This window comes from Mucilaginibacter sp. KACC 22063 (genome assembly GCF_028736115.1).
Taxonomy (GTDB): domain Bacteria; phylum Bacteroidota; class Bacteroidia; order Sphingobacteriales; family Sphingobacteriaceae; genus Mucilaginibacter.
Genome location: NZ_CP117877.1, coordinates 2555400 through 2578533, shown reverse-complemented (window position 1 = coordinate 2578533; position 23134 = coordinate 2555400). Strand labels below are relative to the sequence as shown.

At 40.5% G+C, this 23134-nt stretch carries 23 protein-coding genes; 12 read left to right on the top strand and 11 right to left on the bottom strand.

What is annotated here, in order from left to right; genetic code table 11:
* The first annotated feature begins 83 nt into the window (after positions 1-83).
* Both PQ461_RS10950 and PQ461_RS10945 read left to right on the top strand, forming a co-directional pair.
* Positions 84-575 (top strand): hypothetical protein, encoded by a 492-nt coding sequence (locus tag PQ461_RS10950; RefSeq protein WP_274205545.1) that lies wholly within the window; start codon positions 84-86, stop codon positions 573-575.
* 13 nt (positions 576-588) lie between these two features.
* Complete coding sequence (locus PQ461_RS10945) at positions 589-1470, top strand: bifunctional 5,10-methylenetetrahydrofolate dehydrogenase/5,10-methenyltetrahydrofolate cyclohydrolase (protein ID WP_274205544.1); 882 nt, start codon at positions 589-591, stop codon at positions 1468-1470.
* Positions 1471-1592: 122 nt separating this feature from the next.
* On the opposite strand, the gene PQ461_RS10940 is transcribed toward PQ461_RS10945, so the two are convergent.
* Genes PQ461_RS10940 through PQ461_RS10930 form a run of 3 tightly spaced genes read right to left on the bottom strand, consistent with a single transcriptional unit; the run spans position 1593 to position 3129 of the window.
* A complete protein-coding gene (locus PQ461_RS10940; RefSeq protein ID WP_274205543.1) occupies positions 1593-2030 on the bottom strand; it encodes a hypothetical protein in 438 nt (145 codons plus the stop codon).
* On the bottom strand, positions 2027-2362 hold the full coding sequence (locus tag PQ461_RS10935; RefSeq protein ID WP_274205542.1) for a Rieske (2Fe-2S) protein: 336 nt from the start codon (positions 2360-2362) through the stop codon (positions 2027-2029). The genes PQ461_RS10940 and PQ461_RS10935 overlap by 4 nt, the downstream gene beginning before the upstream one ends.
* Positions 2362-3129 (bottom strand): hypothetical protein, encoded by a 768-nt coding sequence (locus PQ461_RS10930; protein ID WP_274205541.1) that lies wholly within the window; start codon positions 3127-3129, stop codon positions 2362-2364. Before PQ461_RS10930 ends, PQ461_RS10935 begins: the two co-directional genes overlap by 1 nt.
* A 98-nt stretch (positions 3130-3227) precedes the next feature.
* Between PQ461_RS10930 and PQ461_RS10925 the strand changes: the two genes are divergently transcribed.
* Genes PQ461_RS10925 through PQ461_RS10915 form a run of 3 tightly spaced genes read left to right on the top strand, consistent with a single transcriptional unit; the run spans position 3228 to position 6128 of the window.
* Positions 3228-3851 (top strand): 7-carboxy-7-deazaguanine synthase QueE, encoded by a 624-nt coding sequence (locus PQ461_RS10925; protein WP_274205540.1) that lies wholly within the window; start codon positions 3228-3230, stop codon positions 3849-3851.
* A 36-nt stretch (positions 3852-3887) separates the two neighbouring features.
* A complete protein-coding gene (locus PQ461_RS10920; RefSeq protein ID WP_274205539.1) occupies positions 3888-5795 on the top strand; it encodes an OmpA family protein in 1908 nt (635 codons plus the stop codon).
* A gap of 6 nt (positions 5796-5801) precedes the next feature.
* Positions 5802-6128, top strand: coding sequence for an Imm32 family immunity protein (locus PQ461_RS10915; RefSeq protein ID WP_274205538.1), 327 nt, complete (start codon positions 5802-5804; stop codon positions 6126-6128).
* Between the two features lie 125 nt (positions 6129-6253).
* Here PQ461_RS10915 and recQ read toward each other — a convergent pair whose 3' ends face one another.
* The gene (recQ, locus tag PQ461_RS10910; RefSeq protein ID WP_274304007.1) at positions 6254-8446 is read right to left on the bottom strand and encodes a DNA helicase RecQ; all 2193 of its coding nucleotides are present in this window, start codon (positions 8444-8446) and stop codon (positions 6254-6256) included.
* A gap of 259 nt (positions 8447-8705) precedes the next feature.
* Here recQ and PQ461_RS10905 point away from each other — a divergent pair, with 259 nt between their 5' ends.
* Positions 8706-9791 (top strand): mannose-1-phosphate guanylyltransferase, encoded by a 1086-nt coding sequence (locus tag PQ461_RS10905; protein WP_274205537.1) that lies wholly within the window; start codon positions 8706-8708, stop codon positions 9789-9791.
* A gap of 66 nt (positions 9792-9857) precedes the next feature.
* On the opposite strand, the gene rlmB is transcribed toward PQ461_RS10905, so the two are convergent.
* Positions 9858-10625: a 23S rRNA (guanosine(2251)-2'-O)-methyltransferase RlmB gene (rlmB, locus tag PQ461_RS10900; RefSeq protein ID WP_274205536.1), complete on the bottom strand. Its 768-nt coding sequence runs from the start codon at positions 10623-10625 to the stop codon at positions 9858-9860.
* A gap of 257 nt (positions 10626-10882) precedes the next feature.
* Between rlmB and dnaB the strand changes: the two genes are divergently transcribed.
* Positions 10883-12433 carry a replicative DNA helicase gene (dnaB, locus tag PQ461_RS10895; protein ID WP_274205535.1) on the top strand — a complete coding sequence of 517 codons (1551 nt, stop codon included), beginning with the start codon at positions 10883-10885 and terminating at the stop codon, positions 12431-12433.
* Here dnaB and chrA read toward each other — a convergent pair whose 3' ends face one another.
* Both chrA and PQ461_RS10885 read right to left on the bottom strand, forming a co-directional pair.
* Positions 12434-13609, bottom strand: coding sequence for a chromate efflux transporter (gene chrA, locus PQ461_RS10890; RefSeq protein ID WP_274304005.1), 1176 nt, complete (start codon positions 13607-13609; stop codon positions 12434-12436).
* A gap of 35 nt (positions 13610-13644) precedes the next feature.
* Positions 13645-13989, bottom strand: coding sequence for a heme biosynthesis protein HemY (locus PQ461_RS10885; protein WP_274205534.1), 345 nt, complete (start codon positions 13987-13989; stop codon positions 13645-13647).
* 41 nt (positions 13990-14030) lie between these two features.
* On the opposite strand from PQ461_RS10885, the gene PQ461_RS10880 reads away from it, so the two are divergent.
* The 5 genes from PQ461_RS10880 to PQ461_RS10860 all read left to right on the top strand — a co-directional run bounded on the left by PQ461_RS10880 (position 14031) and on the right by PQ461_RS10860 (position 18917).
* Positions 14031-14768, top strand: coding sequence for an electron transfer flavoprotein subunit beta/FixA family protein (locus PQ461_RS10880; RefSeq protein ID WP_274205533.1), 738 nt, complete (start codon positions 14031-14033; stop codon positions 14766-14768).
* Between the two features lie 31 nt (positions 14769-14799).
* On the top strand, positions 14800-15777 hold the full coding sequence (locus PQ461_RS10875) for an electron transfer flavoprotein subunit alpha/FixB family protein (protein WP_274205532.1): 978 nt from the start codon (positions 14800-14802) through the stop codon (positions 15775-15777).
* A 28-nt stretch (positions 15778-15805) separates the two neighbouring features.
* A complete protein-coding gene (locus PQ461_RS10870) occupies positions 15806-16405 on the top strand; it encodes a bifunctional nuclease family protein (RefSeq protein ID WP_274205531.1) in 600 nt (199 codons plus the stop codon).
* A gap of 149 nt (positions 16406-16554) precedes the next feature.
* On the top strand, positions 16555-17814 hold the full coding sequence (locus PQ461_RS10865; protein ID WP_274205530.1) for a nucleoside permease: 1260 nt from the start codon (positions 16555-16557) through the stop codon (positions 17812-17814).
* Positions 17815-17882: 68 nt separating this feature from the next.
* Positions 17883-18917, top strand: coding sequence for a DUF3667 domain-containing protein (locus PQ461_RS10860; RefSeq protein ID WP_274205529.1), 1035 nt, complete (start codon positions 17883-17885; stop codon positions 18915-18917).
* Between the two features lie 40 nt (positions 18918-18957).
* Here the strand turns inward: PQ461_RS10860 and PQ461_RS10855 are convergent, their stop codons facing one another.
* The 4 genes from PQ461_RS10855 to PQ461_RS10840 form a co-directional block, all read right to left on the bottom strand.
* Positions 18958-20121 carry a zinc-dependent alcohol dehydrogenase gene (locus PQ461_RS10855; RefSeq protein WP_274205528.1) on the bottom strand — a complete coding sequence of 388 codons (1164 nt, stop codon included), beginning with the start codon at positions 20119-20121 and terminating at the stop codon, positions 18958-18960.
* 142 nt (positions 20122-20263) lie between these two features.
* Complete coding sequence (locus tag PQ461_RS10850) at positions 20264-20872, bottom strand: porin family protein (protein ID WP_274205527.1); 609 nt, start codon at positions 20870-20872, stop codon at positions 20264-20266.
* Between the two features lie 102 nt (positions 20873-20974).
* Positions 20975-22294 (bottom strand): TolC family protein, encoded by a 1320-nt coding sequence (locus tag PQ461_RS10845; protein ID WP_274205526.1) that lies wholly within the window; start codon positions 22292-22294, stop codon positions 20975-20977.
* Position 22295: 1 nt separating this feature from the next.
* Positions 22296-22973 (bottom strand): ABC transporter ATP-binding protein, encoded by a 678-nt coding sequence (locus PQ461_RS10840; protein ID WP_274205525.1) that lies wholly within the window; start codon positions 22971-22973, stop codon positions 22296-22298.
* Positions 22974-23134: the final 161 nt, after the last annotated feature.

Sequence of the window (23134 nt, the reverse complement as noted above, 5' to 3'; positions counted from 1 at the left end):
CAAGATCACTTTATAGTAATATAAGGGCGATGTTCAATGGAGGTCTGGAAATAATAGACTTAAGTACAGACAAAATTATAACCATGGAACAGGCTCAAGCAGACAACAATATAAACCGCTTTTATGGTCTTGATGAGAATGGACCTTATAGTGAGTTTTTATCACGCGGTTTAAGATCATTAAGAATGGGGTTTTATAAAATATGTTCACAACCTTACTATAATAAATCTATAAATCCACCAACATTCGCTGCTACTGTACTCTATTTTCATCCGAGCAATAGTAAGTTGATTAAATATAATTGCAATATAGGTCCTATAATTAATTTACATAAAATATATAATCCTGTTATAGGAACTATTGATCAGATAAGCAAAATTGCTGTTTTAAATAATTTTGAAAAAGATATTTCTACAGACCGTGCGAACTTTGGATATACTCCCAAGTTGACTTTTTTCAACTCAATATATTCTTCTAATAAATTGTTCCTTGTAAAAGAATCAATATTTGATCCAAACTATCCTAATTCAAACCCCAAACCTAAGAGGGTTACTTGGAGTTTTTTGGATTTCTAAAATCATTCATCATATGCAACTACTCGACGGAAAATACGTATCTGAAAAATTAAAGCTTGAAATAGCTGACGAAGCAGCCAGACTATTAGAAAAAACCGGCCGTAAGCCGCATCTTGTGGCTGTACTTGTTGGCCATGATGGTGGCAGCGAAACTTACGTAGCCAGCAAAATGCGTAATTGCGAAAAGGTGGGCTTTAAATCTACCTTGGTAAGATATGAGGATAGCGTTACGGAAGAAGAGTTACTGCAAAAAGTAGCAGAACTTAACCAGGACGAAGATATTGACGGCATTATTGTTCAACTGCCATTACCAAAGCACATCGACCCTGAAAAGGTAACTGAGAAAATCAACCCGGCTAAAGATGTGGATGGCTTCCACCCTATCAACCTTGGTCGTATGCAGCGTAACCTGCCTTCATTTATACCGGCTACCCCTTACGGTATCACCTTAATGCTTAAAGAATACGGCATTGATACCGCAGGTAAACATTGTGTTGTAGTTGGCCGAAGCAATATCGTAGGTTCACCAATGAGCATCCTGATGGCACGTAATACCCAGCCGGGTAATTGTACCGTTACCATTTGCCATAGCCGCACACCTGATATCAAAAAGTTCACTTTAGATGCCGATATTTTGATCGTAGCTATTGGTAAAAAGAATTTCATTACCGCAGATATGGTTAAAGACGGCGCAGTGATCATTGATGTAGGCATGAACCGCGAAACATCAACCGCTACCAAATCCGGATACAAACTTTATGGTGATGTTGATTTTGAAAACGTTGCCCCTAAAGCATCATGGATTACCCCGGTACCGGGTGGAGTTGGCTTAATGACGATTATCGGCCTACTGAAGAACACACTGGCTTCTGCAAATAAAGAAGTTTATAAATAAGCCGTTAAACATTTGTCATTGCGAGCAGGAACGACGAAGCAATCTCATGACAGTTTCATTAAGATCTGATTTGCGATTGCTTCTCCGTCATCCGACGGATTGCAATGACACGGTTTTAATTATCATACCACCACATATTCCTGCGGTATAATATAATTTTCATTTTCATCGTTCCAGGCCATTGAAAGTATTTTCCACTTCCCTTCTACCTGTATAAACTGAACAAAGTTGATTCCCCGGGGCATATGCTCAATTTTGTGATCAGCAAAACTATATTCGTACACGCTAAGGCGTTGGGCAACCTTGCCAAATATTTCTGTTTTTGAGTATGCTTCATGCTGGAAAAATTGGCGCATGTTTCCGTTTGCCACCTGTGACTCCAATGCCTGTACAAATGTTTCCGGAGTAAAACGCAGTGGCACTGCAAAACTGTTATTAATCAGTATGCCATCATTGTCAAACATATTTAATACCTCACTGTAATCTGGCCTTTGCCCTGTTTTAAAGCTAATTCCTTTGTAAAAATCTGATGTAAGATCGTCAATTGCTTTTTTGCTCATGATGTAAAAATATTCATAAATGTTTCCCAAAATGAACTGATACCTATAAAAATATAATTGTTTTCTACTTTCACGGGATAAGTGTTTACAAAGTCATTCTGCCCTTCGCTGCCCCTTCCTGTTAAAAGATCATAAGAATAGCGATGATACGGACAGATAAGCTTTCCTTTTTCGCACCAACCCTTGCTTAAATCAGCACCTGCATGCGGGCATTTGGATGCCAGGGCAAACAGCTCTCCCCCGTAATTGATAACACAAAGTTTTTTGCCTGCAACTTCAATTTTAGTGATCTTTTCAAAATCACCAACCTCGCCTACCTGCAACCATTTCATTAAAAGTCAACCTTCAGGTTCATTACCGATGGGTTTGCAATTACTTCGTCCATGTTGGTAATCAGCGTAACTGTTTTTTTATCTGCAGATAGTACAGCTTTGGAGTTGTCTATTGACTTTACAGGTTTAGTAAAGTTGAGTATCAGTTTATATGGTGTTTCAATTAATAAAGCTTTAGCCATAACAAATGTGGCCTGTGTTTTCTTCAGGAAGGCATTGAACTTAGATTTATCTATAATACGGTAAAACTTATGAGGTGTAATCTCATAATTATAATAGTCTTGCCCGGCTACCAGTTGGCTGGCATCAAAGCCCTTTAAATCTTTGTTGGGTTTAGCTACAGCGGTTAATTTACTATTATCAGAGATTTTAGAAATGTTTTCCAGGTAGTATTTCAAATCTGCCGCCGTTTTAGCCTCATGGTTAATACTTACTTTCATAATGCTTTTAGGCAGATCCATCTTTACATTAAGATTGCTGCTTTGGGCAAGCTTCATTTCATCAGCTTTTAATTTATGCTGAGTGCTATCGGGTAAGGCGCTGTAAAAATTAAGCGAAGTGTCTTTAACAATATTAAATTGCGGCGATGTGGTAACTGAATCAGACATGAGGTTCATTAAAACCGATACGGCGTGGCTCATGTCGAAACTATAAATAACGTTACATGATCCGTCTGCTTTAAAGCTATACCGTTCTTCAATGTCAACACATGATGTTAAACAGCTTACAGACACAAACAGTATAATCAGAAAGTAAAGTTTTTTCATTAGCTGAATTTCAAGTAATTATAACTAATAAATTCAACATTTAAAAACATAAAAAGTTAAGGGCATACCTTGTTATTTTTTATCTTTGCAGATTGAAAATGAGCACACAGGTTCCGGAAGATGGCACGTTGCTTCCTTTAATGGAAGAGTTTTATACAATACAGGGCGAAGGGTATAACACTGGTAAAGCTGCCTATTTTATACGCCTTGGCGGTTGTGATGTGGGATGCCACTGGTGCGATGTAAAAGAAAGCTGGGATGCCGAGCTTCACCCCCTTACTACAGCTGATCAAATAGTAGAGAGTGCCCTGAAACACCCTGCTAAAACGGTTGTGGTTACAGGCGGCGAACCTTTAATCTATAATCTTGACTACCTCACTACCCGGTTAAAAGAAAACGGAATCAAAACCTTTATAGAAACGTCTGGTGCCTATCCGCTTTCAGGCCATTGGGACTGGATCTGCCTGTCGCCTAAAAAGTTTAAAGCACCGCAACCATCAATTGCTAAAGAGGCGCACGAATTAAAGGTTATTGTATTTAATAAATCTGATTTTGCCTGGGGCGAGCAATATGCCGAATTAGTAGGCCCCGACTGTAAGCTGTATTTGCAACCAGAATGGTCTAAAGCAAAAGAAGTTACGCCGCTTATTATTGATTATGTGATGAATAACCCTAAATGGGAAATATCGCTGCAAACACATAAGTACTTAAATATCCCTTAAAATGCGTAGCTTAGGCTTAATATTCAGGCCTAATTAATGACCCGCGCGTTTATCACAATAATTTCAGTTGTCTTTTTTCCTTTATGGATATTTGCACAATCGCGGCAGTACACCAGCCATACCTCAACTGCCATAAAAAATTATGCATTAGCAGGCGCCAGTGTCGACAATAGAAAATATGATGATGCCATTGATTTGCTGCTTAAATCATTAGAGGCAGACGACCGCTTTATTGAAGCACATATTTTATTGGGCGATGTTTACAAGTTCAGGCAAAAATATCCCGAAAGTTTAGCACAGTACCTGAAAGCAATTGCTATCAATGCTGAATTTAGCAGAGGAATTTATCTTAAAGCAGGCGAGGTAGAAATAAGGTTAGCTAAATACAATGATGCGCAGATGCACCTGGTGAAGTATTTATCATACCCGTACCTTACAGATCGTGATCGTTTTTATGCTAAAAAAATGATTGCTGATTGTGAATTTGCAGTACAGGCCTTACAGCATCCCGTGCCATTTACGCCTGTAAATTTAGGGCCCGAAGTAAATTCAAAAGATGATGAATATCTGCCCACAGCTACGGCTGATGAAGGCATGCTGATTTTTACCAGGAAGATTAACAATAATGAGGACTTTTATAAAAGCATTAAAGGGATAAACGGTAAATGGCAAACTGCCACTTATTTAAGTAAGCAGATTAATACTGCCGAATATAATGAGGGTGCTCAATCCATTTCTCAGGATGGCAAATATTTATTTTTTACCGGATGTAACCGCCCCGATGGTTTAGGCCGTTGTGATATTTACATCTCTCAAAAAAATGGTGCAGATTGGTCGAAACCATTTGACCTAAGTCCGCCGGTTAATTCAGGCGCCTGGGAATCGCAGCCATCGATCAGTGCTGATGGTAAAACATTATTTTTTGTAAGCAACCGCCGCGGTGGTTACGGGGGTGATGATATCTGGAAAACCAGGCTTACAGAAAAAGGGTGGTCTGAGCCGGAAAACTTAGGCCCGAATATCAATACAGCTTTTGATGAGCAGTCGCCGTTTATTCACCCGGATGATAGCACATTATACTTTTGTTCTACAGGATGGCCGGGCATGGGTAACCGGGATCTGTTTATCAGCCGCTTAGGTAAAGATGGCAGATGGGGCAAGCCGGAAAACCTGGGCTACCCAATTAATTCAAGCGGCGACGAAAATGGGTTAACCATTACAGCAACAGGGAGCTTTGCTTACTTTGCCTCAAACAACTTAAACGGGTTAGGTGGATATGACATTTACAGGTTTGAATTGCCGCAGGCCATAAGGCCAAGGTTGGTTACTTATGTAAAGGGTAAGGTGACCGATGCAAAAAGCAAACAGCCTCTTGAATCGATAGTAGAGATCATTGATCTTGAAAAAAACCAATCAGTCTATAAAGATGTTAGCTCAGCAGCTGACGGCGACTTCCTGGCAACACTTACCAGCGGCAAAAATTACGGCCTTAACATTTCGCGCCCGGGATATCTGTTCTATTCAGAAAATTTTTCACTTGCAGGACATGTGCCTAATCAGCCGTTTATAATGAATGTGGCATTATCGCCCATTGAAGTTGGCAAAAAGGTAATTCTAAAGAATATTTTCTTTGACAGTAACAAATACGACATCAAAACAGAATCAAAGGCCGAGCTTCAAAAAATCGCAGAATTTTTAACAGCAAACCCAACTGTTAAGATCGAGATCTCAGGCCATACAGATGATAATGGTAATGATCAGCTAAATCAAACCCTGTCAGAAAACCGCGCCAAAGCTGTTTATCAGTACTTGGTTAGCAACGGCATCAACCCGGCAAAACTGGTATCTAAAGGCTATGGTAAAACGCAGCCATTAGCGCCCAATACATCAGAAGAGAACAAAGCTAAAAACCGCCGTACGGAGTTTAAGATTATAGCTAAATAGGTTGTCATGAACAAATACAAGTCACCCATAAGTGGCCATCTGGATATTTTTGTCGTCCAAAATAAAGATGAGTTTGAGGGAAACATAAAATGTTGGAATGATATTCTAATTCATGGGGATCCTGAAGCATTAAGATCTTTGGCAAACATGCTGTTAAAGCTCGCCGATCTTGATCAAGAAACGATTCCCGATCTTCCAATTGGTGCCAGGAAACACTATCATTTACAGCCAAAGTTTGATCTGTCAAACAGTTCAGAACAAGTTATTATTGGTCGGTTAGACGCAAAGGGTACTGGCGCTTTTTATGATCGTTATATCCCCACAGAAGATTAAATCAAAATCAGAACTTTCATTCTTATTGCTCGCACAAGCGTTGCTCCAAATTAAGTAAACAATTTTAATACAAAAAAGGCCTCGATATTATCGAAGCCTTCATATTCTTTAAGAGAAATGAATGGTTAATTACCTAATTCGCTCATGAATTTGATACGCATCAGTTGTACCTCTTCGCGGGTGTAATCATCGGAGCCCAATTCAACCATTGCATGGTCAATGGAGTCTACTTCAGCCTGGCGGAAGTAATCAAACACTTCTTCCTGCCTGTCCTCGTCTATCACCTCGTTAATATAATAGTTAAGGTTAAGTTTCGTCCCCGAGTTTACAATTGATTCTACCTCACGTAAAATCTCTTCATATGTTAAGCCCTTCGAGCTGGCAATATCTTCCAGGTCTAAATGACGGTCGATATTCTGAATGATGTAAACCTTCAAGGCTGATTTATTAGCTGCACTTTTGATCACCATATCAACCGGACGGTCAATATCATTATCCTCAACGTATTTTTTAATAAGTTCTATAAAAGGCGCACCAAATTTCATGGCCTTACCCGCACCAACACCTGAGATTTGTTTCAGCTCATCCATGGTAATGGGATAATGCGTACACATTTCCTCTAATGAAGGGTCCTGGAAGATCACAAACGGCGGCAAGCCTTTTTGCTTGGCCATCTTTTTACGCTGATCTTTCAGCATTTGCAGCAGCTGTGTATCTAAAGCGCCGCCAGCTTGTTTCGGGCCGTCTTCGCTATCATCATCATCAGTAGCTTCCATAGGGCGGTTAAGTATAAACTTAATGCTATGCGGGTTCTCAATAAAGTTAGCGCCTTTGTTGGTAAGGCGTAACAAACCATACTGGTCAATATCCTTTGAAACATAATTATCAAGCAATGCCTGGCGAAGAAGCGATTTCCATACATTTTCTCCCTGTGCTTTACCCGCTCCAAAATTAGGCAGTAAATGATGCTCGTAATGGTGTATCTGCGGATTATCCTCGCCCATTAAAAAGCTGGTGATGTGATGGTCGTCAAATTTTTCTCCCAATTGCTTAATCAGGCTTAAAGCATGGTGCAGATGTTCCTCACCATCAAAAAACGTTCTTTGCGACGAACAGTTATCGCACATGCAGTTACAGCCAGCCTCGTTAAAGTTTTCACCGAAATAATGTAATATCTGTTTACGGCGGCAAACTGCCGACTCGGCATAATCAATTACTTCTTTCAGTATCTGTGTGCCAATTTCTCGTTCTGAAACAGGTTTATCTTTCATAAACTTTTGCAGTTTATCAATATCCTTTTCAGAGTAAAAAGCAACGCAAACGCCTTCGCCCCCATCACGCCCGGCACGGCCGGTTTCCTGGTAGTAACCCTCCATGCTTTTAGGTACATCATGGTGAATTACATAACGCACATCGGGTTTATCTATACCCATACCAAAGGCAATAGTGGCAACAATTACCTCTACATCTTCCATCAGGAATTTATCCTGCGTATCTGCACGTACTTTAGCGTCCAGGCCTGCATGGTAAGGTAATGCTTTGATACCGTTAAGGGTTAAAGCCTCGGCAACTTCTTCCACCTTTTTACGGCTTAAGCAATAGATGATACCCGATTTTCCCGGATGCTGCTTAACAAACTTAATGATCTCCTTGATAACGTTGCGTTTTGCGCGTACCTCGTAAAATAAGTTTGATCGGTTAAAAGATGATTTATAAACCGTTGCATTATTCATCTGCAGATTCTTCTGTATATCATGCTGAACCTTTGGTGTGGCAGTAGCCGTTAATGCAATAATTGGTATGCTGTCACTGATATTGCTGATCACCTGTCTGATCTTACGGTATTCAGGCCTGAAATCATGGCCCCACTCTGAAATACAATGCGCTTCGTCAACCGCCACAAATGAGACATGGTTTAAACGAAGAAAATCAATGTTCTCTTGTTTAGTCAAAGATTCGGGGGCAACGTAAAGTAATTTTGTTTTACCGCCCAGTACATCTTCCTTTACACGGGCTATTTCAGATTTTGTGAGAGATGAATTTAAAAAGTGTGCAATACTATCAGAGCCGCCGAACGCACGAAGCTGGTCGACCTGATTTTTCATTAATGCAATAAGTGGGGAAATTACAATGGCAGTACCATCGCTCATTAGTGCCGGCAGCTGGTAACACATTGATTTACCGCCACCTGTGGGCATAATAACAAATGTATCGTTACCTGCTAATATGTTAGTAATAATCGCTTCCTGTTCTCCCTTAAAGTTGTCAAAGCCGAAGAAATTTTGGAGATTGTCAAAAAGTGACTTTTTTGCTTCAATCATTTTGAATGTAAATTGCTATATCAGAACGTTTTATTATACTACAAAATAACAAAAATTTTCAAATATTACGCCCGTTATGTTGATAAAAGGAAAATAAAATGAGATTCAGTTGAACATTTTTCATTTTTGGTGGTATAAGCAGATGTATAAACTACAGTTAAGATACGCATTTTATATAACTTTTATTTTATCTGTTAATAAATAATTTGCAATTAACAATACAATCCTATTTTTGCTAAATAACCATTTAGTCCTCATGAATAAAAACTATTACGCAATTATCATGGCTGGCGGGATCGGAAGCCGTTTTTGGCCAATCAGCCGTACCTCCTATCCTAAACAATTCATCGACATTTTAGGTACCGGAAAAACACTTATCCAAAATACCTACGACCGTTTTCTGAAAATTTGCCCGCCTGAAAATATTTACATAGTAACCAATGAAAACTATGCAGAGCTGGTAAAAACACAGCTTCCGGGTATATCAGACCATCAGATATTAACAGAGCCTGTTATGCGTAATACAGCTCCGTGTGTGGCTTATGGTTCTTATAAAATTGAAAGCATGGATCCTGATGCAGTGATTGTTGTAGCGCCTTCAGACCATTTGATTTTAGATGAAAATGCTTTTGTTAATGCTATCCAGAAATCGCTTGAAACTGCTGCCGAAAATGACTGCCTGATCACTTTGGGTATTAAGCCTTCAAGACCGGATACAGGTTATGGTTATATCCAATACACCAAACAGCTACTTAACGACGATTTCCATAAAGTAAAAACGTTTACCGAAAAGCCTACGCTTGATATTGCCAAAACTTTTATTCAAAGCGGCGACTTTTTGTGGAACGCGGGTATTTTTGTTTGGTCGGCAAAAGCAATTGTAGATTCTTTCAATAAGCACCTGCCGGATATGCACGATATTTTTGCAGATGCCCGTAGTGTTTACAATGGCGATGCTGAACGTTCATACATCAACACAGCTTATCAGCAATGTACCAATATTTCTATCGACTATGGTATTATGGAAAAGGCTGAAAACGTATATGTGCTACCTTCAGAATTTGGCTGGTCTGATCTGGGTACCTGGACATCAGTTTATCAGCTTGCAGAAAAAGATTATGTAGGCAATGCCGTTATCCCGGCAGATAAGGTTATTATGTATGATTCGTCAAACTGTATGGTAAATGTACCTGGCGAAAAACTGGTGGTATTGCAGGGACTGCATGATTATATAGTTGTTGAAGCCAATAACACATTGATGATCTGCCCACGCGATCAGGAACAAAGCGTAAAACAAATTGTAGCCGACGTGAAACAGAAATTCGGCACAAAGTATATCTAAGAAGTTGTGAGCTGAAGGTTTAAAGTTAAAAGTGATTTGAAAATCCAAAACTTTGAACCTTCAACTTTAAACTTTCAATCCCCGCTGCCTGATAGCCTCATAAATAATAACAGCAGCAGATACCGATACGTTTAGAGACTCTATTTCGCCAAACATGGGGATTTTGGCTAAATGCTCTGAAATGCGGATGATTTCATGACGGATACCACTTTCCTCTGACCCCATTATGATCACCGTTGGTGCAGTATAATCAACATCATAAATACTGCTTTCCGTTTTTTCGGTACAGCATACCAGTTGTAAGCCCGACTCCTGTAAAAACTTTACAGTTTGCAATAAATTATCGTGCCTGCAAACCGGAATTTTATATAATGCGCCTGCCGATGTTTTAATGGCATCCGGGTTGATCTGCGCCGATCCTTTTGAGGGCAATACGATAGCATCAACACCTGCACACTCGGCAGTGCGGGCAATAGCGCCCATATTACGCACATCGGTAACACCGTCAAGCACTAATATCAATGGCGTTTTTCCCTGCTCAAATATTACCGGGATAATGTCTTCTATTTTTTGATAAATGATAGGTGATATAACCCCTATTACCCCTTGATGATTTTTTGTGGTAATACGGTTCAGCTTTTCAATGGGTACCTGTTGCGCAAAAATACCGTGTTCATTTAACAGGGCTTTAAATTCATGAAACAGCCCGCCGCCTAAACCGCGCTGAATAAAAAGTGATTCAATTTCTTTACCTGATCTGATGGCTTCCATTACAGCACGAATACCGAAAACCATCTGATTACTTTCTCGTCTTGGCGGGTTATTAAACGACATTTATATTGTTTTTTAAAAGACAGCAAAATTAGCCATATTATTTAAGAGTATCAGGAGTTAACAGATTATATGCCAGAAAAATTGTATCTTGTAATAAACCCTTAGTTAAAAACTTACTTGTTTTGTTTTCAGTGAGTTAGAAGATACCAACAGCTTTTCAACACCTTAATTGAAAACATTAGTACCAATTAAGCCGGCTTTATACTTACTTTTGATCCCCCGACCGACATACAGACGGTAATTAAGCTCCAAACTAAATGATATTCGAAAACGAAAACCAAAATAGCCGTTCAAGTACAGATAAACGTACCAGGAATTTCTCTAACCCATCGGGCTTTGTCGGAAAATTACCACCGCAGGCACGTGATTTAGAAGAGGCTGTGTTAGGTGCGCTTATGCTTGAAAAAGATGCGCTTTCGGCAGTTGTTGACGTTTTAAAGCCAGAGGTTTTTTATGTGGAAGCGCATCAGAAAATTTTTCAGGCCATACGTGTTTTATTTGAGCGTACCTCCCCTGTAGATATTTTAACGGTTACCGCACAGCTGCGCCAGCAAGGCGAACTTGAAATGGTGGGCGGAGCATATTACATTACTGAACTCACCAACCGTGTAGCTTCGGCAGCTAATATTGAGTACCACGCACGTATCATCATTCAGAAATTTATTCAGCGCGAATTGATCCGTATTTCAACCGAAGTGATCAGCAGCGCTTATGAAGATACTACTGACGTACTGGATCTGTTAGATAAAGCAGAGAAAAACCTTTTTGATATTGCTCAAAATAACCTTCGCCGCGATTCACGAAAAATGGATGACATATTACATGAATCATTAAAAGAACTTGAAGCGCTAAAAGATAAAAAAGACGGTTTAACCGGTGTGCCTTCTGGCTTTACCGAACTTGACAGAATGACCTCGGGCTGGCAAAAATCAGATCTGGTAATTATCGCTGCACGTCCGGCGATGGGTAAAACAGCATTTGTGTTAAGCTGCGCGCGTAATGCCGCCGTTGATTTCGCAAAACCGGTTGTTGTTTTTTCCCTGGAGATGTCATCAGTTCAGTTGGTTAATCGTCTGATATCGGGCGAGACACAGATTGAGCAAGAGAAAATACGTAAAGGCAACCTGGAAGAATGGGAATGGCAGCAATTACACTCTAAAATTGGCAGGCTTGAGCAGGCCCCATTGATTATTGACGATACACCTTCCTTAAATATTTTTGAATTCCGCGCTAAATGCCGCCGTTTAAAATCGCAGTACGATATCCAGATGATCATTATTGACTACTTGCAGCTGATGCATGGTAAAAGTGATGGCAAAGGCGGTAACCGTGAGCAGGAAATCGGTAGTATCTCACGTGCATTAAAGACGGTTGCAAAAGAACTGAGCGTACCTGTAATTGCCCTATCGCAGTTAAGCCGTGCGGTTGAAAACCGTCCGGGTGGTTCAAAAAGGCCAATGCTTTCCGACTTACGTGAATCTGGTTCAATTGAGCAGGATGCCGATATGGTATTGTTCCTTTACCGTCCTGAATATTACGGTTTGGAGTTTGACGAGGATAATAACCCTACTCAAGGCGTTGGTGAGGTTATTGTGGCCAAGCACCGTAACGGTGAAACAGGCCGTGTGCGTCTGAAATTCGTAGGCAAATACGTGAAGTTCACTGACCTTGAACAAAATATTGACGGCTTTAATCCAGCTGGAAATGCCTTTACAGGCTTAACACCATCGCAGGATTTCGATAAGCCGAATAACTTTATTATCCGCCCATCGCGTATGGATGATATGGAAGACGAGCCGCCTTTCTAATCAGAAGAACCAGCCCACTAACACGCCGATGATAATAATGATCGGCGTTTTTATTTTAGTAAACTTCAGGATTAAAAAAGTAGCTAACATTATGCCCCAGGAAAGCCAGTTGGTACCCAACGGCCGCATCAGCAGCACAAAAGCGGTGATCATAAAGCCAACGGCTACAGCATTAACCCCACTAAGCGAATTTTTAATACGGTTGATCTTTTTAAGGTCTTCCCAAAAAGGCACAATAAATAGAATGAGAATCAAACCCGGAAGATTGATACCTATTACTGCCACAACAGAACCCAGAATTTGCCCTGCTAAAGAATAACCCTTGTTAGCTAACGTAACGCTACCTAAAAAGGAAGTAAAAGCAAATGTAGGCCCGGGCAATGCCTGCTGGATGGCATACCCCGATAAAAATTCGGTATTAGTTAAATAGTGTTTCAGCTCAACAAACTCTGTGTACATTAGCGGCACAAGCACCTGCCCACCGCCAAAGATCAATATACCGTTGCGGTAAAAGTTCTCAAACAAACGTATAGGCAAACTAAACGGCGATGTGCGGTTAATAATAGCACCTAATGTTGCAAAAAGCAGCAACACGCCAATAAAATAGGCCACCTTATTGGGGTTAACATTTGAAAACAGCTTTACCCGTAATTCATTTTCCTGCTGCTGTGTTTCCAATGCAGATGATATAATCCCACCCATCAGCACCAATAAAGGGAACGCGTACGGATTTTGCAAGATTAGCGTGGCAACAACCGAAGCAACGGCCAGCATAATACTGACACGGGTCTTTAAAAAACGGCTTGCAAAACTGTAAGCAGCATAACCCACTATGCCTACCGCAATAGGCTGAATGAACCGTATGACATCTGTAAAATGGTTGCCCTTTGCCAATATTTTAAAGCTAATACCTGCAAAGCACATTACCGCAGCAGAAGGCAATACCCAAATTAAGAAGGTAATGATTGCTAAAGGTAAGCGACCAACCTTCCAGGCAATACCTACAAGGGTTTGGGTTGATGACGGACCTGGAAGTAGCTGGGATAAAGCATTCAATTCCAGCAGCTCATCTTCTGTAATGTATTTACGCTTCTCTACAAACTCGCGCAGCAGAACAGCAATATGCGCCTGCGGACCGCCAAATGCAGTGAAGGTGTAAACCAGCGCATCGCGCATGAACAGAAAATGGCGTTTGGTCAGCAATCTCTTAATTAATAATCGTCATCATCATCGTCATAAAGCCCGCTCGCTTGCATATAAGCAGATTGCAGTTCAGACATGGCATGGTTATCTCTTGCCGCACGGGTTACTTCAATACCTTTCTGGTAAATGGTAATGGCATCGTCCTTACGGCCAACCTGTTCATACAACTTACCCAAGTGGTAATAAGTGCCCACATAATTTGGGTGATTAGCGATCAGGCCTTCAAAATATTCCAGCGCTTTTTCCTGATCGCCAAGCCGCAGATACTCTGTTGCCAGGGCATATTGCAGAAACTCGTCGTTGGGTTCGTTCTTTATAAATTCAAGTAATTTTTCTAATCGGGTAGCCTGCATTTACTCTTCGTTTTTGGTTAACTTTGCGAAAATCTATTTCTATGAAGATCTTAGTATGTATTAGCAACGTACCAGATACGACCACAAAAATAACTTTTACCAACAACAACACGCAATTTAACAGCGCAGGTGTACAATTTATTATTAACCCCTATGATGAAATTGCACTTGCACGCGCTATTGAACTAACCGAAAACGGCAATGGTTCTGTAACTGTTATCCATGTTGGCGAGGCTGCAAATGAACCAACTATCCGCAAGGCTTTGGCTATTGGCGCTACCGATGCCGTAAGGATTAATGCACCTGCACATGATGCCTTCTTTGTTGCTGCACAAATCGCCGAATATGCTAAAGAAAACCAATTCGATCTAATCTTAACCGGCCGCGAATCCATTGATTACAACGGATCAAAAGTTGCTGCTATGGTTGGCGAGCTATTAGATATCCCATCAGTTTCGGTGATCAAGAAATTAGATGTAGAGGGTAACACAGCAACTGTTGAGCGTGAAATTGAAGGCGGTAAAGAAGTACTGAGCATTCCGTTACCGTTTGTTGCCGGTACTGCCGAAGGTGTTGCCGAACCTAAAATACCTAATATGCGTGGTATCATGTCGGCGCGCACTAAGCCTCTTACTGTAATTGAACCGGTTGTTGTAACAACAAATTCAGAAATTTTGGTTTATGAAACCCCTGCTCCACGCGGGCAGGTTAAAATGATCGCTGCTGATGATGTAGCGCAACTGGTAAGCCTTTTACACAACGAGGCAAAAGTTATCTAACCATTTATTAATTATTACAAGCCAAATACCCATGCCGGTTTTAGTATATACAGAAAATGCTGATGGCAAATTCAAAAAATCAATTTTTGAAGCCGTTTCTTACGCACGCGCCATCGCAGATCAAAATAACACCTCACTTACCGCAATTTCTATCGGGAATGTTGACACAGCCGAATTAAGTAGTTTAGGTAATTACGGTGCCGATAAAATCTTAAATGTATCAAGCGAACAGCTAAAAAATTTTGTTAACCAGGCTTATGCATCTATCATTGCCAAAGCAGCAGAATCAGAAGGTGCAGCTATCGTTGTATTATCAAACTCTTTTTCCGGCCGCGGCCTTGCCCCACGTGTAGCTGTAAAACTAAACGCTGGTATTGCCGATGGTGCTACAGCTTTGCCACAACAGGCAGACGGTAAACTTACCGTGAAGAAAACTGCTTTCTCAGGAAAGGCTTTTGCAACTGTCGAGCTTACATCTGATAAAAAGGTGATATCTCTTACACCAAATACCTATAAGGTTGAAGAAAAACCTACCGGTGCACAGCCTGAAAACTTTACTGTTGAAACCAACGCATCAGATTTCGCTATAATGCTAAAGGATATTGCGAAATCAACCGATAAGGTTTCTTTACCAGATGCAGAGATCGTTGTATCAGCAGGACGAGGTTTAAAAGGGCCTGAAAACTGGGGCATGATTGAGCAATTAGCCGACCTGTTAGGTGCAGCAACAGCCTGTTCAAAGCCGGTATCTGATGCCGGATGGCGCCCGCATAGCGAACACGTTGGACAAACAGGCATAACTGTCAGCCCGAATTTGTATATTGCGATAGGAATTTCAGGGGCTATTCAACACCTTGCAGGTATCAGTTCATCAAAAGTTATAGTTGTTATCAACAAAGATGCAGATGCTCCGTTTTATAAGGTAGCTGACTATGGTATTGTCGGCGATGCGTTTGAAGTAGTACCAAAACTGATTGAAGCTGTAAAAGCATATAAAGCTTCATCATAAAAAGCATCTATCTGTGATGGGTAATAACATGAAAAAAATTAAGCTGGATATTGTCGGGCTATCCTACAGCCAAACACAATCTGGTGCATATGCTCTTGTTTTAGGTGAAGTTAGCGGCCGCAGGCGCCTGCCTATTATAATTGGTAGTTTTGAAGCACAGGCCATTGCTATAGAAATAGAGAAAATGACCCCAAGCCGCCCGCTTACCCATGATCTTTTTAAAAGCTTTGCACAGGCTTACAACATAGAGATTCAGGAAGTGGTAATCTATAATCTGGTTGATGGGATATTTTACTCAAAGCTGATTTGCTCTGATGGTAAAAGAACCATTGAAATAGACGCCCGTACATCTGATGCCATTGCTATGGCGGTACGTTTTAACTGCCCTATCTATACGCATGAGTTTATTCTTTCAACTGCAGGTATTGTAATAGAAGGTAACGACTTTGTATACCTGGAGAACTTAAGCGACGCTGCTGAAGAAAAAACAATAACTTCAGCAACAGGTAGTTACACATCTCTAAGTGAAGAGGAACTTAAAACAAAGTTGCAGGAAGCACTTAACGAAGAAGCCTATGAAAAGGCTGCAAAAATACGAGACGAACTTACACGCCGCAAAGCTTCTTAAAGCTTGCGGCGCTTTTTTTATTTACCTATTTTGTCCAACATAATTTAAACCGTAGCTAATTCTGCTTTTTCCGCTTTACGGTTTAACAATATTTCGCTACTTTCCGCTTTTATTTTAAACTAAATATTACTGTTTTAAACCCGTGCTGTATGAATATTAAGTTTCGCTTAATACTGATGAATTTTATGCAATTTTTTATCTGGGGCGCCTGGCTACTTACTATAGGTAATTACTGGTTCTCCAACAACCTGGGCACAGGTACACAGTTTGGCGCAATTTTTTCAACCATGGGTATTTCTGCCATTTTTATGCCTGCTTTAATGGGCATTTTAGCAGATCGTTACATCAACGCCGAAAAGCTTTACGGTATACTACATATTTTAGGTGGCTGTGTATTAGCCTGCTTACCACTTGTAAAAGACCCTTCTATGTTCTTTTGGGTAATGTTGCTTAACATGTTCTTTTACATGCCAACGTTATCTTTATCAATCACGGTTGCCTATTCGGCGCTTAAAAATACGGGGAATGATGTAGTTAAGGTTTACCCACCTATCCGCACATGGGGCACAGTTGGTTTCATCGTAGCATTATGGACAGTAACGCTGACCGATAATGAAACATCATCAAACCAGTTTTACATTGCTGCTGCTGTGGCTTTTGCCTTGGGCATTTACGCATTTACACTTCCAAAATGCCCTCCTCTTTTAAACAGAGATAAGAGCAAAACGCTTACAGACCGATTAGGCTTAAAGGCATTTACGCTATTTAAAACACCAAGATTTGCTATATTCTTCGCTTTCTCCATGTTGCTTGGCGCCGCATTACAGTTAACCAATGCTTACGGCGATGCCTTTATCGGGGAGTTTAAAAACATACCTGCTTATAAATCCACCTTTGCTGTGAGATATCCGGCCTTTATTATGTCTATATCTCAAATGTCTGAGACCTTATTCATATTAGCTATCCCCTTCTTTTTAAGAAAATTTGGTATTAAGAATGTCATGCTGTTCAGTATGTTAGCATGGGTGCTGCGTTTCGGATTATTTGCTTTTGGCAACCCGGCAGATGGCCTGTGGATGATCATACTTTCATGTATCGTTTATGGCATGGCGTTCGACTTCTTTAATATCTCAGGTTCTTTATTTGTTGAAACACAAACCACACCAGAAATACGCGGTAGTGCACAGGGCTTGTTCATGATGATGGTTAACGGCTTCGGCGCATTATTTGGCAGCCTTGCAAGCGGTGTGATCATTGATAAGTTCTTTACCCTTGCCGATAACAGCCGTAACTGGCACGGCATCTGGTTAACATTTGCAGCTTATGCATTAGTGATAGCAGTAGTATTTCCGTTTGTATTCCGCTATAAACACAACGCAGCACTTAAACATGCCATTGCGCATGCTTAATATTATATTATAAGTAATACCATCAACAATCACCTTATCCCAATCATCATGGGACGTAATACGCTGTTATGAAAAAGCATTATCGGCATGAAAACGACTGTCTGAACTGCGGAACCATCCTTGAAGGGAAGTTTTGCCATCATTGCGGCCAGGAAAACTTACAGATAAAGGAAGATTTTGGCCACATGATGAATCATGCTATTAGTGATTACTTTCACTTCGACCATCAGTTTTTCCATACCATAAAGCCGTTGTTATTTAAGCCTGGCAAGCTAACCAACGAGTACATGGCCGGCAAACGGGTGCAATACCTGCACCCTATAAAAATGTACATTTTTATAAGCCTTATTTTCTTTATATTCTACTTTAAACATTCGCAGGTAAGTGAAGATGTAAAAGTTTACAAAACGGAAAAAACTAACGTTAATAAGGTCAGAAATCAAATAAATGCTGATACCAATTTGAATAAATCGGCTAAAAGGATACTGGATAAAGCCATTGTTACCGGCAGCGCAATCAACTTGGATGATAAAGGTAAAGAATCTGAAGAGGGGTTTCATATTATACAAACGGATTATCCGTCTTATGACAAGTACCTGGAAGCACAGAACAAATTACCGGCAAGTCAGCGTGATAATTTTATCATACGCTACTTTAATAAAAAAGAGTTTGACTACGCAAAGCATGGCGGGGATGAGAAAGAGATATTAATGGAAGCGGTCAAGCATAATGTTCCTAAAATGATGTTTGTGCTGCTTCCATTATTTGCATTAATACTTAGGCTGACGTTTTGGAGCAACAAGAAATTTTATGTGGAACACTTGATCTTCTCATTCCATCTGCATTGCTTTATTTTTCTGTTTGTTACGGCGGCAATATTGCTTGAAATGATGCTGCCCGAAAGTAAAGAAATCACGGGTTGGATAAATCTGATTGTAATGGTAGTAAGTACAATTTACATTTATAAAGCACTAAAAGCAGTTTATCACAGAAGCCGTTGGCGTACCATATCCAAGATGATCGGCATGTCGCTTTCCTATCTGTTGGTATGTAGTTTTTGCCTGTTTGTAGTATTTATAATATCTGCGATAACGGCGGTATAATAAATTCCGGATACCTTGTAAAGCATCCGGAACTTATTGGTTATGCAAATGGATTTAGAACTACTTTTACACAGTCGTCTTCTTTGTTTTTGAAGATATCGTAAGCGTGGCTTACTTGGCTTAAAGGCAATCGGTGCGAAATAATATCGTCTAACACTACTTTCTCGGCACGAATTAAATCCAGCAGTTTATCAATGTGATTGAGTACTGGTGCCTGTCCCTGACGGATAGTAATCCCTTTATCAAAAATCCTTCCTAAAGGGAAATTATCGAAAGGCGTACCGTATACACCAACAATAGTAACAGTACCACTGCGGCGCACTGCCTGGAAGCAGGTTTCCAATACCTTCATGCTTCCTTTTTCAAAATTCAAGGTCGCTTTTACTTTATCGAAGAAAGAGCGTTCTGCTTCAAAACCTACGGCGTCAACGCAAACATCGGCACCACGTCCACCAGTCATTTGGCGTATGGCTTCCACCACATCTACTTCATGCGGATTAAGGGTTTCAACTTTGTTAACCTCCTTTGCACGTTGCAAACGGTAGTTTAATGGGTCAATAGCAATAACGCGGCCTGCACCATTAAGCCAGGCCGACTTTTGTGCCATCAGCCCTACAGGGCCTGAACCAAAGATGGCTACGGTTTCGCCGCCTTTTAATTGTGCCCAGTCAATTGCCGAATAACCCGTAGGGAAAATATCTGTTAAAAACAGCACCTGTTCATCGGTCATGTTATCTGGTACAATGCGCGGACTGATATCTGCATATGGCACCCTTACATATTCGGCCTGCCCACCATTATAGCCACCATACAAATCTGTATACCCATATAACGCCCCGCCCTTCTGATCTAAAATATCTCCGTTAGGGCCATAATGTTCGTGGTTTGAATTTTCGCAATGCGGCGATGCACCATGTGTACAAAAGAAACAATGACCGCATGATATAGGAAAAGGCACCACCACCCTGTCGCCACGTTTTAATTTGGTAACCTGCGACCCAACTTCTTCTACAATTCCCATAAACTCGTGCCCCATTACCATAGGTTTAGCCTGAGGTATGCCGCCATCAAGTATGTGCAAGTCGGAACCACAAATAGCGGTTGCGGTAACTTTTAAAATAACATCTCCTGCATCTTCAATTCTCGGATCTTCTACTGTATCATAGCGGATATCGCCCGGCTTGTGAAACACTGCTGCTTTCATAAATAGATTTATTTTTAGTAATATTATTTAACTAATTATAAATAAAGCAACAGTAATAGTAAATTATAGTTTAGCTATTTGTTATTTAAATAAAAAGCCGCTTGAGTATTGCTCAAGCGGCCATGCTGTAAAGCATTTTATATTATAAGCCAAAAAGGCTGTAAGCCAACGTTAAATTGAATAGATTAATCCTTGTCTTTGAATTATCGCTATAGTTATTCACCTTATTTAAACCCAATTCGTAACGCAAGTCAATAGATACTTTCCTGATATCTATACCTGCACCAAACTGCCATGCATAATTTTGATCTTTGTAATTAAGGCCAATGGCATTTGCAGCCGCAGTACTGAAGTTCTGATCGCGGTTAACAGTGAAAGACACCACCGGGCCGGTATTGAACCTGGCTCCTACACCAAGCGCACCTATGCGTGTACCAAATAACAGCGGAACATCTATACTTGTAAAATTTGCTTTGTTTTGGATAAGGCCGCTATTGTCTTCAATGGTTACGCTCTTTTTTGTCAGATAGATCTCCGGCTGAAAATGAATTCCTGCTGCACCAAATCTTGCCCAAAAACCGCCAAGATAACCAGCGCGGTTATCGCTGCCTAAGTTAGCCAAACCAGAGTTTGATACCGTTGATAAATTGACACCGCCTTTGATACCAAACTGAAACGATGGCAATAACTGTGCAGAGGCACTACCAGCTATACCTGTAGCCAGCACTAAAAGTAAAAGTATTTTTTTCATAATCGTACGATATGTTTGCAAAACACTAACAGGGGTATTTTGTGTTCTATAAAACTAAAAAAGCCGGATGACCCGGCTTAATTCATTTAATTCGTATTAAGGTTATAGATTAAGTTTGCCCTGGTAATAGTCAAGGATCTTGGCGCGTATAAAATAGTCGTACCTGGCACCTATCAGACTTAGTTTAGCCCTGTCGATATTGCTTTTGTAAGTGATAAAGTCTACAGATGTAAGCACACCAGCATTAAACCTTGCCTCTGCAATTCGGAACGATTCGCTGTAGGCATCAACCTGTTCAACCAGTGTTTGATAGCGCTCGTAAGCCAGTGTCATGTTGATATAAGCCTGATCTACGTTTTTGCGCAACTGTATTTTAGTTGTATTGGTGGTGTTTCGTGCATCAATCATATCAAGCTTTGCCAAAGCCACTGTGTTACGCGTTTTTAAGCCATTTAAAATTGGGATCTGTAAACCTAAACCAAAACCATAACTGTAATTATTGCTAAGTTGCGTATGATAAGAGGTATTATCAAGGCTTGAACGGTAACTGTTGTAGCCGGTATTTAATGCCAGTGAAGGATAGTATAGCCCTTTGGCTGCCGATACCGCCTTTTGTGCGCTTTTTAACCTCAAATCATTTGCCTGCACTAAAGGATATCCGCGCAATGCGTTGTTATAGACCTGCTCAACCGTTTCAGGATATTTACCAGGCAGTTCATCGGCACGTAAACGCTGTAATTTTGCTTCTTTGTTATACGGCACATTGATCAGCTGCATTAGGTTAAGCTTATTAGCATACATCGCGTTACGTGCATCAATCAAAGATAATTTATTGGTAGCCAGCTGGCCTTTGATATCTGTAAAATCTGAAGGTACAACGTTACCTTCCTTGTTTAATACATCAAGTCGGCGTAGCTGCTCTTTTGATACGTCAATCTGTGTGTTGCTTTGCGTAAGCTGATCTTCACTTTGTAAAGTTTGCAGGTAAGTAGTGATGACGTTTAAAGTAATATCATTTTTTGCCTGCTCATAGTCCAGTTTTCCAGCCTGGTATGCCAGCGATGTTTGCTTAATGGTATTCATTAGGTTAAGTCCGTTAAACAAAATCAGGCTACCGTTTAACTGGTAATTGTCGATTGTGGTTTGCTGATTAGCGTAGGTGTAGGTTGTGGGGTCTAAGCTTCGGCCGTTATTGATATTACGTGATGCACTAGCGCTTACTGTCGGTAACAGGTTTTCGCGTGCCTGGTTCCAGTAAATTCGGTCGCGTTCCATTTGTACAGAACTTTTCTGCACGTCCAGATTATTTTTTATAGCCAGGTCTATACATTGCTGCAAAGTGTAAACAGAATCTGTTTGGCTAAACGCAGTTTGAGTTAAAACAGTAGCAAAAAGTAGAAATAGATATTTAAGGAATTTCATTTTAAAGATTTTTAGACGATTCGATCTTGCCATCAAGCAAATTGATGATACGGGTACCATATTCAGCATTTTTTTCGCTGTGGGTAACCTGTATAACGGTCACTCCGTCTTCCCGGTTAAGTTTGCGGAACAGTTCCATAATTTCTTCACCTTGTTTTGATGGCAGGTTACCGGTGGGTTCATCTGCCAGTATAAGGCGCGGCTTGGTGATCAATGCACGGGCTATACCTACCAGTTGCTGCTGTCCACCTGAAAGCTGGGAAGGAAACAGATCTTTTTTTCCTACGATCTGGAAACGGTCCAATATATCTGCAACCAAAGCCTTACGTTCTGCTCCTTTAATGTTTTGGTATATTAAAGGGGTTTCGATGTTTTCATAAACAGTAAGTTCATCAATAAGATGATATGCCTGAAACACAAAACCTATATATTGTTTATACATAGCCGAACGCTGTTTTTCTTTCAGGTTATGAACGGCTTCGCCCATGAAATAATGATAACCTTCAGACGGCTCGTCAAGCATACCGATCACATTTAGCAGTGTGGATTTACCTGAACCCGAAGGCCCCATAATAGAAACAAATTCGCCTTGTTCTACATCAAGGTCCACATGGTTAAGGATGGAAACCTTGTTACCGCCAGCCTGGTAATACTTAGAAATATTTTTTAGTGATAGCATATATTTTCTTTTTGTGAATGTTGTATTTGGTTGTATATCCGGGCACTAAAGTATCAATAACATACCAAATGATTAAGTATTTATTAAACAGGCACTTATCAATTTAAGTACAGCTTTTAACTGTACGCTTGTGTACAGACAGCGTACGATTATGATACACA